Source organism: Pseudarthrobacter lactosi, from assembly GCF_055412785.1.
In genome coordinates this window covers 1,597,156-1,606,556 of the sequence record NZ_JBVAYS010000001.1, presented here as the reverse complement: position 1 = coordinate 1,606,556, position 9,401 = coordinate 1,597,156, and the positions used below count along the sequence as shown (strand labels likewise).

At 64.1% G+C, this 9,401-nt stretch carries 9 protein-coding genes; 8 read left to right on the top strand and 1 reads right to left on the bottom strand.

Translation table 11 applies throughout. From position 1 onward, the window contains the following. Window positions 1-20 precede the first annotated feature (20 nt). From exaC to ACZY0Q_RS07435, 4 genes are all read left to right on the top strand, one after another. On the top strand, window positions 21-1,544 hold the full coding sequence (exaC, locus tag ACZY0Q_RS07450; RefSeq protein ID WP_252569778.1) for an acetaldehyde dehydrogenase ExaC: 1,524 nt from the start codon (window positions 21-23) through the stop codon (window positions 1,542-1,544). Between the two features lie 66 nt (window positions 1,545-1,610). Next, a complete protein-coding gene (gene adhP, locus ACZY0Q_RS07445; RefSeq protein ID WP_463915527.1) occupies window positions 1,611-2,633 on the top strand; it encodes an alcohol dehydrogenase AdhP in 1,023 nt (340 codons plus the stop codon). After that, window positions 2,633-3,040: a DUF779 domain-containing protein gene (locus ACZY0Q_RS07440; RefSeq protein ID WP_463915524.1), complete on the top strand. Its 408-nt coding sequence runs from the start codon at window positions 2,633-2,635 to the stop codon at window positions 3,038-3,040. The genes adhP and ACZY0Q_RS07440 overlap by 1 nt, the downstream gene beginning before the upstream one ends. A 175-nt stretch (window positions 3,041-3,215) precedes the next feature. Continuing rightward, window positions 3,216-4,814 carry an APC family permease gene (locus ACZY0Q_RS07435; protein WP_463915522.1) on the top strand — a complete coding sequence of 533 codons (1,599 nt, stop codon included), beginning with the start codon at window positions 3,216-3,218 and terminating at the stop codon, window positions 4,812-4,814. Between the two features lie 182 nt (window positions 4,815-4,996). On the opposite strand, the gene ACZY0Q_RS07430 is transcribed toward ACZY0Q_RS07435, so the two are convergent. After that, the gene (locus ACZY0Q_RS07430; RefSeq protein ID WP_463915520.1) at window positions 4,997-5,632 is read right to left on the bottom strand and encodes a DUF2461 domain-containing protein; all 636 of its coding nucleotides are present in this window, start codon (window positions 5,630-5,632) and stop codon (window positions 4,997-4,999) included. Window positions 5,633-5,893: 261 nt separating this feature from the next. Here ACZY0Q_RS07430 and ACZY0Q_RS07425 point away from each other — a divergent pair, with 261 nt between their 5' ends. The 4 genes from ACZY0Q_RS07425 to ACZY0Q_RS07410 are packed head-to-tail and all read left to right on the top strand — an operon-like array spanning window position 5,894 to window position 9,336. Beyond that, window positions 5,894-6,883, top strand: a complete 990-nt coding sequence (locus ACZY0Q_RS07425; RefSeq protein ID WP_463915518.1) for an ABC transporter substrate-binding protein — start codon at window positions 5,894-5,896, stop codon at window positions 6,881-6,883. Then, window positions 6,880-7,722 (top strand): ABC transporter permease, encoded by an 843-nt coding sequence (locus ACZY0Q_RS07420; RefSeq protein WP_463915516.1) that lies wholly within the window; start codon window positions 6,880-6,882, stop codon window positions 7,720-7,722. Before ACZY0Q_RS07425 ends, ACZY0Q_RS07420 begins: the two co-directional genes overlap by 4 nt. Next, a complete protein-coding gene (locus tag ACZY0Q_RS07415; protein WP_463915514.1) occupies window positions 7,719-8,492 on the top strand; it encodes an ABC transporter permease in 774 nt (257 codons plus the stop codon). The genes ACZY0Q_RS07420 and ACZY0Q_RS07415 overlap by 4 nt, the downstream gene beginning before the upstream one ends. Continuing rightward, on the top strand, window positions 8,482-9,336 hold the full coding sequence (locus tag ACZY0Q_RS07410) for an ABC transporter ATP-binding protein (protein WP_463915512.1): 855 nt from the start codon (window positions 8,482-8,484) through the stop codon (window positions 9,334-9,336). The genes ACZY0Q_RS07415 and ACZY0Q_RS07410 overlap by 11 nt, the downstream gene beginning before the upstream one ends. Window positions 9,337-9,401 lie beyond the last annotated feature (65 nt).

Below are 9,401 nucleotides of genomic sequence, written 5' to 3'. Positions count from 1 at the left end.
GCACAGCAAAGGAGCTAGCAATGACTGTTTACGCACAGCCCGGTACCGAGGGTTCGAAGGTCACGTTCAAGGACCGCTACGAGAACTGGATCGGCGGCGAGTGGGTTGCCCCCGTCAAGGGCCAGTACTTCGAGAACATCACACCCGTCACCGGCAAGGTCTTCTGCGAAGTGGCCCGCGGCACCGCGGAAGACATTGAACTGGCACTGGACGCCGCCCACAAGATCGCACCGTCCTGGGGCAAGACCTCCGTTGCCGAGCGCGCCGCGGTCCTGAACAAGATCGCCGACCGCATTGATGAGAACCTCGAGATGCTCGCCGTCGCCGAATCCTGGGACAACGGCAAGCCCATCAGGGAGACCCTGAACGCGGACATCCCGCTCGCCGCGGACCATTTCCGCTACTTCGCCTCGGCTGTCCGCGCCCAGGAAGGCCGGCTTTCGCAGCTCGACGACGACACCACCGCGTACCACTACCACGAGCCCCTCGGCGTCGTGGGCCAGATCATCCCGTGGAACTTCCCCATCCTGATGGCCGTCTGGAAGCTCGCCCCGGCCCTGGCCGCCGGCAACGCCGTGGTCCTGAAGCCCGCCGAGCAGACGCCGTCGTCCATTCTGGTCCTGATGGAACTCATCGGTGACCTGCTGCCGGCCGGTGTGCTCAACGTGGTCAACGGCTTCGGCGTCGAGGCCGGCAAGCCGCTCGCGTCCAGCCCCCGGATCCGCAAGATCGCCTTCACCGGCGAGACGTCCACCGGGCGCCTCATCAGCCAGTACGCCAGCCAGAACCTGATCCCCGTCACCCTGGAGCTCGGCGGCAAGAGCCCGAACATCTTCTTCAACGATGTTGCCGAGTCCGATGACGCGTTCTATGACAAGGCGCAGGAGGGCTTCGCGCTCTTCGCCTTCAACCAGGGCGAGGTCTGCACCTGCCCGTCCCGCGCCCTGGTCCAGGAAGACATCTACGATTCCTTCATGGCCGACGCGGTGGCCCGGGTGGAGAAAATCATCCAGGGCAACCCGCTGGACACCGAAACCCAGCTCGGCGCACAGGCCTCCAACGACCAGCTTGAAAAGATCCTGTCCTACATCGACATCGGCAAGCAGGAAGGCGCCAAGGTGCTTACCGGCGGCGCCCGCGCCGAGTTGGAAGGCGACCTGGCCGGCGGCTACTACGTCCAGCCCACCGTCTTCGAAGGCCACAACAAGATGCGGATCTTCCAGGAGGAGATCTTCGGACCTGTTGTGTCTGTCGCCCGGTTCAGCGACTACAACGACGCGATGGAAATCGCCAACGACACCCTCTACGGGCTTGGCGCCGGCGTCTGGTCGCGGAACGGCAACGTCGCTTACCGCGCAGGTCGGGAGATCCAGGCCGGCCGCGTCTGGGTCAACAACTACCACGCCTACCCGGCCGGCGCCGCGTTCGGCGGGTACAAGTCCTCCGGCATCGGACGTGAAAACCACTCCATGATGCTGGACCACTACCAGCAGACCAAGAACCTCCTGGTCAGCTACAACGAGAACAAGCTCGGCTTCTTCTAAGCCACCCCTCAGGAAGGCAGCACCACCCCACCGCACCAGCGCTTTATCTACGCAAGGATTTCGCCAATGACGACGACAATGCAAGCAGCAGTAGTAACCGAATTCGGCAAGGATCTTCAGATCCAGACCCTCCCCATTCCCACCCCGGGCCGGGGTGAGGCGCTGGTCAAGGTCATCACCACCGGCGTCTGCCACACAGACCTCCACGCGGCGGAGGGCGACTGGCCGGTCAAGCCGACGCCGCCGTTCATCCCCGGCCACGAAGGCGTAGGCGAAGTGGTCGCCTTGGGTGAAGGTGTCACCGACCTTGCCGTCGGCGACCTCGTCGGCAACGCCTGGCTCTGGTCCGCCTGCGGCGACTGCCAGTACTGCCGCACCGGCTGGGAGACACTGTGCGAGGTGCAGAAGAACGCCGGCTACAGCGTGGACGGTTCCTTCGGGGAGTACATGATCGTGGATACTCGCTTTGCCGCCCGCATCCCGGCGGGCTCGGACCCCGTTGAAATCGCCCCGGTGCTCTGCGCCGGTGTCACGGTCTACAAGGGCCTGAAAATGACCGAAGCCAGGCCCGGACAGTGGGTCACCATTTCCGGCATCGGCGGACTCGGACACATTGCTGTCCAGTACGCCGTGGCGATGGGACTGCGCGTTGCAGCGGTGGACATCGCCGATGACAAGCTCGCCCTGGCCAAGAAGCACGGTGCTGAGCTCACCGTCAACGCGCTGCACGAAGATCCCGCCGAAGTCATCCAGCGCGAAACCGGAGGTTGCCATGGAGTCCTGGTCACCGCAGTGCACCCGTCTGCTTTTGGCCAGGCGATCGGCATGGCCCGTCGGGGCGGGACGATTGTGTTCAACGGCCTTCCGCCGGGCGACTTCCCGGCACCGATCTTCGAGATTGTGCTCAAGGGCCTGACCGTCCGCGGCTCGATCGTGGGGACCCGGCAGGACCTGGAGGAAGCACTTGAGTTCTACGCCGAGGGCAAGATCCATCCCACGGTATCCACCCGCGAGCTCTCCGAGGTCAATGCCGTTCTTGACGAGATGAAACACGCCAAGATCGACGGCCGCGTCGTCATCAAGTACTGATGATGGAGGCGAGGCTTGACGCGGCAGTGACGCTGCCCGGGGAAGATGTCTCCCGCGTGGCGCTCACGGCCGAAGCCCTGGAACTGCTCCGGAAGCTGTGGGGCCAGCACGGACCCCTCATGTTCCATCAGTCCGGCGGCTGCTGCGACGGGTCCTCGCCCATGTGTTATCCGGCCGGGGAGTTCATCACCGCGGAAGCGGACGTCCTCCTGGGGCTGTTCGACATCGCCGACGGCCTGGAGCCGCAGCCCCTCGAGTTCTGGATGTCCAGGGAGCAGTTCAACTACTGGAGCCACACACATCTGACCGTGGACGTGGTCCAGGGCCGGGGCAGCGGGTTCTCGGTTGAGGCGCCGGAAGGCAAACGGTTCCTGATCCGGTCAAAGCTGATGGACTGGCCGGTCTAGCTGGTTCGATGCTTGAGCCTTGAGGTCCTCCAAACGGAGGGCCTCAAGGTTTTTTCCGCAATTAACTTCGGCATCATGGGTGTCTCACGATACGGAACGGTTGGAACCGTCCAGTGGATGGACAGTAAAGTTGATAAGTCTGTTTCCATCCCCTATCAGGATTGTGGATCTCCTTATGAACCTTCTCCGGACCAAATCCATCGAGCAGTCCATCGCCGACGCTGATGAACCCGGACGCAAGCTCAAGCGGTCGCTCAGCAGCTGGGACCTGATGATCATGGGTGTCGCCGTCGCTGTCGGCGCCGGCATTTTCTCGGTGGGCGCCAAGGCTGCGGCCAACTTCTCCGGCCCCGCGGTGACCTTGTCCTTCGCCATCGCCGCCGTCACCTGTGCCCTGGCCATCATGTGCTACGCCGAGTTTGCCACCGCCATTCCAGTCGCCGGGTCGGCCTACGTCTTCACGTACGCCACCATGGGCGAACTGCTTGCGTGGATCATTGGCTGGAACCTGATCCTGGAACTGTTCACCGCCGCGGCTGTGATCGCCAAGTACTGGGGCATCTACCTCAGCAAGGTGTTTGCGCTGATGGGCGCCGACGTGCCGCCGGCGGTCTCGCTCGGCGGGGTGGACCTCTACTGGGGCGCGTTCCTGATCGTTGCGGTCTTCACCGTGCTCCTGGTGCTGGGCACCAAGCTCTCCGCCCGGGTGGGCAACGTCTTCACCCTGATCAAGATCGCCGTGGTGCTGTTTGTGATCGTGGTGGGCTTCACGTATGTGAAGTTCGAGAACTACACGCCGTTCGTGCCCGCCGCGGAACCCACCGCCGGCGGTGCCGCGGACGTCATGAAGCAGTCATTCTTCGGCTTCCTGACCGGCGCCGCGCCTGCCCAGTACGGCACGCTGGGCATCTTCGCCGGCGCGGCCCTGGTGTTCTTCGCGTTCATCGGCTTTGACGTTGTGGCCACATCCGCGGAGGAAGTAAAGAACCCGCAGAAGACGCTGCCGCGCGGCATCTTCGGCGGTCTGGCCGTGGTGACGCTCCTCTACATCCTGGTGTCCCTCGCGCTCACCGGAATGGTGTCCTACACGGACCTCGCGGCAGCAGAAACACCCACCCTCACCACCGCGTTCGAGGCCGTCGGCAACACCACCGCAGCCAAGGTCATAGCCTTCGGCTCCCTGATCGGCCTCACCACCGTCATCATGGTGCTGCTGATGGGACTGTCCCGCGTGGTGCTGGCCATGAGCCGCGACGGGCTGCTGCCCCGCTCGCTGTCCAAGACCAGCGAAAAACGTTCGACGCCGGTCCGCCTCCAGATCATCTGTGGCGCCGCAGTGGCACTGGTGGCAGGCCTGACCAACGTTGACCTGCTGGAAGAAATGATCAACATCGGCACGCTGTCCGCGTTTGTGGTGGTGAGCCTGGGAATCCTGGTGCTGCGCAAGAAGCGCCCGGACCTGAAGCCGTCCTTCCGTGTCCCGTTCGGCAAGGTCCTCCCGGTCGTTTCCGCCGTCCTCTGCCTGTACCTGATGACGAACCTCGCCGTGCAGACGTGGATCTTCTTCGCCGGCTGGCTGGTCATCGGCGTCCTGATCTACTTCGCCTACGGCCAGCGGCATTCCCGCCTGAACGAAAAGTTCGCAGAGGCGAAGGCTTCCGTGGATGGCGCCTACGCCACCGAATCCGGCGCTGATTCCAGCACGGATTCCAATGCGGATGCCGGCCTGGCCGGCAGTGATGCCGCCGACGACGAGGCACTCACCCGCCGGTAGGCTCGTACCCCGCAGCTGCCAACGCTGCAAAACCCGACAGAGGCACCCGTCCACCCCAGTTGGTGGCAGGGTGCCTCTGCCGTTTAACCCGTGAGCAGCTGAGACCGGAGGCTGGCGACGTCTTCGAGCCGGTGGACACCCGCAGTGGCGTGGTCGAGGAGGGTCTATAGATAATGTGGGCGTCAGGGCGCCGCGTGCCGGCCCACCCAGTCCACCAACGGCCTCAGCTGGTCCCACAAGGCCGCGATTTCCTGCACCGCAGCGGGTGAGTCCAGCCACTCCGGCTGGCCCAGTTCGATGCCGGCGGACAGCGATTTGTGCTTCAGCAGCTCCGCCCGGGGATGGTCCTTGTCGAAACCGCGCGGCACTGTCTTGAGTTTTTCGCCCTCCACGGCAAAGCCCGCGGCAGCCACGGTCTCCACGATGTGCCGCAGAGATTCGCCCGTCCCGGATGCATCCACGGAGTTCCGGAAGCGGGCCAGCTGGGCCGGCGTACTGGTGTGGCAGCCGCCGCCCACCAGCAGCCCATCGGCACTCACCTGGACGTAATATCCCACGCCTTCCTGGGACGACGCGAGTGCACCCTGGGCAGTCTTGTAGGGCGATTTGTCCGGGGAGAACCTGATGTCCCGGTTGGGCCGGAAGATCTTGCCCGGCCCGAACCGCGGCTCCAGCTCGGCCAGCAGCGCCGTCACCGGGTCCCGCACCAGGGTGTTGTAGCTGTCCTTGTGCTCCAGCCACCACTCCCGGTTGTTGTTGTGCTCAAGTTCGGCATAGAACGCGAATGCCCCTGCAGGGATGCCCTGGAATGTACTCATGCAGTGATCCTAGGGACAGCCAACAGCTCCAGCCAGTGGGAACGGCCCCTATGTGGAAAGCGTGGACACCAGCCTCCCTATGGCGCGGTGCCCCGCGTCGCTCCCCGATCCGGTACGCGCGTACCGGGAGGATAACAATGGCCAAATCCGGTTGACCACGGGCGTTCTCTGAACCAGACTTAATTCGAAAGTTTGTTCGGACGCCGAACAAACTGGGCGTGGGGGCGTCACGCTCCCATGCCACTTCACAAAGGAGTGAACATGAAGCGTCGTAGTGTCATCGCCGTGCTTGCCGCAGCATCGGTCCTCGGCTTGTCAGCTTGCGGGTCCGGTTCGCCGAGTTCTACCGGCACTGGATCCGCCCCCGCCGGTGGAGCCGGGAGCGGAGAGCTGACCAAGGTCAGTGTGGGGGTCATCCCGATCGTGGACTGCGCACCGATCTACCTGGGCAGCAAGCAGGGGTTCTTCAAGGATGAGGGCCTGGAGTTGGACATCCAGACAGCCACCGGCGGCGCGGCAATCGTCCCGGGCGTGGTCAGCGGCAGCTTCGACTTCGCGTTCTCCAACCTGATCTCGGTCATGGTTGCCAAGGACAAGGGTCTCGACCTGAAGTTTGTCGCCAACGGAGTATCGACCACCGGTGAAAAGGGGAACGATGTCGGCGGCGTCGTGGTCCCAGCCGGGTCGGGTATCCAGTCCGCAAAGGACCTCGCCGGCAAGACTGTCTCGGTGAACAACCTCTCCAATATCGGCGACACCACCATCAAGTCGGTCATCGAAAAGGACGGCGGCGATCCGAACAGCGTGAAGTTTGTTGAGGTGGCCTTCCCTGACGCCCCGGCGGCCCTGGCCAACAAACAGGTGGACGCAGCGTGGATTCTGGAACCCTTCCTTTCCAAGGCGGTGGCCGAAGGTGGCACAATCGTCTCCTCGAACTTCGTCGAGATGAGCCCGGAACTGGACATCGCCGGCTATTTCACAAAGGCGGACACCATCAAGGGCAAAGCCGATCTGACGGCGAAGTTCACCCGCGCCATGAACAAGTCCCTTGAGTATGCACAGGAGCACCCACAGGAGGTTCGCGACATCGTGGGCACCTACACCAAGATCGACGACGCCACCCGCGGCAAGATGATCCTGCCGCGCTACCGCGTCGAATTCAACAAGGAAGCCTTCAAGACCCTCGGTGACGCCGCGGCGAAGTACGGCACGCTGTCCAAGGCACCGAACGCCGGCGACCTCCTCCCGTGAGTTCCCAGGCCTCAGCTTCCAGCGGTCCCGCCCCACGTGTGGGACGGGACCGCAGGTCGGTCCGCAAGCTGCCGGTAAAACAGTTGCTCGGCCTGGCCGGAATCGCGGGATTCCTGGCCACGTGGGAGCTCATTCCCCGTCTGGGCATTATTGATGAACGATTCCTCCCTCCGGCCAGCGAGGTCATTGTGGCTCTGATGCGGGACTTCGGCCTGACCGCATTCTGGATCTCGGTCGGCGAGACCATGACGGCCTGGTTCCTGGGCCTCGTCATCGCCGTAGCCTTTGCGGTGCTGCTGGGTTTCGTCATCGGCTCCAGCGACTTCCTGCGGAAGGCGACCAACTCCACGGTGGAGTTCCTGCGGCCCATCCCATCGGTGGCGCTGATCCCACTTGCGGTGCTGCTCTTCGGCGTCAAGATTGAATCGTCCCTCATGCTGATCACCTACGCCGCCTTCTGGCAGGTGCTGATCCAGGTCCTCTACGGTGTGGCCGACGTCGACATGGTGGCCAACAACACCGCGAAAACCTACGGCCTGGGCCGGATGGCGCGGATCCGCTACGTCGTTTTCCCCACCACCCTGCCGTACCTGATGACCGGCGTCCGGCTTGCCGCCACGGTGGCGCTGGTCCTCGCCATCACAGCCGAACTGGTGATCGGCTCGCCGGGCCTCGGTCGGGAAATCGCACTGGCCCAGTCCGGCGGCGCGATCTCCGGCATGTATGCCCTCGTGCTGGCCACCGGCCTGATCGGCGTGCTAATCAACGTCCTGATGCGCTTTATCGAGAAGAAGACGCTGTCCTGGCACTCCTCCGTCCGTTCCGAGGTGATCGTGTGAGAGCCCTGAAAACCGTCGGCTACGTCCTGGCACTGCCAGTCCTGCTAGTCCTGCTCTGGTGGGCCTCAACCCTCGGGGCGGTCAACTTCTTTGTTCCCACCCCGGCCACGCTGGTCGGGAAATTCGGCGAGGTCTGGTTCGGCCCCCGCTTCCTCTCCGACGTGCTGCCCAGCATCGGCCGGCTGGTGGCCGGCGTCTCCGCGGCGATCGTGATCGGCGTCGTGGGCGGGGTCCTGATCGGCTCGGTCAGATGGCTCCGTGCCCTGCTGGAACCGGTGCTGGAGTTCTTCCGCGCCATCCCGCCGCCCGTCCTTGTCCCGGTCCTGATCCTGCTGATGGGGATCACGGACTCCATGAAGGTGGCGGTCATCATCTCCGGCTGCGTCTGGCCGGTCCTGCTGAACACCATCGAAGGGGTCCGCGCCGTCGACGGGGTCCTTTCGGATTCGGCGCACACCTACGGCATCAACGGCTGGGCCCGGATCAGGTATCTGGTGCTGCCTTCGGCCAGCCCGCAGATCATGGCCGGCGTGCGCCAGTCGTTGTCCCTGGGGCTGATCCTGATGGTCATCTCCGAGATGTTCGCCTCGTCCTCGGGTCTTGGCTTCACCATCGTCCAGTTCCAGCGTTCCTTCGCCATTCCGGAAATGTGGTCCGGCATCGTGGTGCTCGGTCTGCTGGGTGTGGGCCTGTCGTTCATCTTCCAGTGGGCCGAGCGGAACATTCTGCGCTGGTACCACGGCCAGAAAGAGGTAGAAAATGCAGCCTGACACGACCCGCCGGGCCCAAGAGGCGATCCTCTCGGTCCGCGGCCTGAAGAAGGTGTACCAAACCGACGGCGGTGACATCGAAGCGGTGCGTAACCTCACCTTCGATCTTCGCGCCGGCGAGCTGGCCTGCCTCGTGGGCCCCTCCGGCTCCGGCAAGACGACACTCCTGAAGTGCATCTCCGGGTTGATGGCCCCCACCGAAGGAGAGGTGCTCCTCGACGGCAAACGCGTGTCCGGACCGCCGAAGAAGATGGCCGTGGTGTTCCAGGAATACGGCCGGTCGCTGTTCCCCTGGATGCGGGTCCGGGAAAACGTTGATCTGCCGCTGAAGAACCAGGGCGTGCCGAAGGCTGAACGCGACAGGCTCGTGGACGAAGCCCTCGAGTCCGTGGGCCTCTCCCACGTTCCGCGCTCCTACCCCTGGCAGCTCTCCGGCGGCATGCAGCAGCGCGTGGCGATTGCCCGCGCCATCGCCTACCAGCCCGAGGTCCTGCTGATGGACGAACCGTTCGCGGCCGTGGACGCACAGACCCGGGCGGACCTGGAGGACTTGATCCGCGTGGTCTGGAAGAAGCTCGGCGTGACCGTTCTCTTCGTCACCCACGACATCGACGAATCCATCTACCTCGGCGAACGCGTCATCATCCTGTCGTCCTCGCCGACAGTTATCCAGGAGGACATCGTGATCGACCTCCCAGACGACCGGGACCAGCTCAATACCAGGGCACTGCCGCGCTTCACCGAGCTCCGCCACCACGTGTACGAGCAGATCCAGATCGCCAAGAAGGGCCACCGTCCCTCGGCGGCAGGCTCGACGTCAACAAGCCGTCCGGACGTCGAGTAGCCCCGGCGGCACCCAACGAAACACCCCGCCGCGGAAAATCCGTGGCGGGGTGTTTCGTGTCGTGG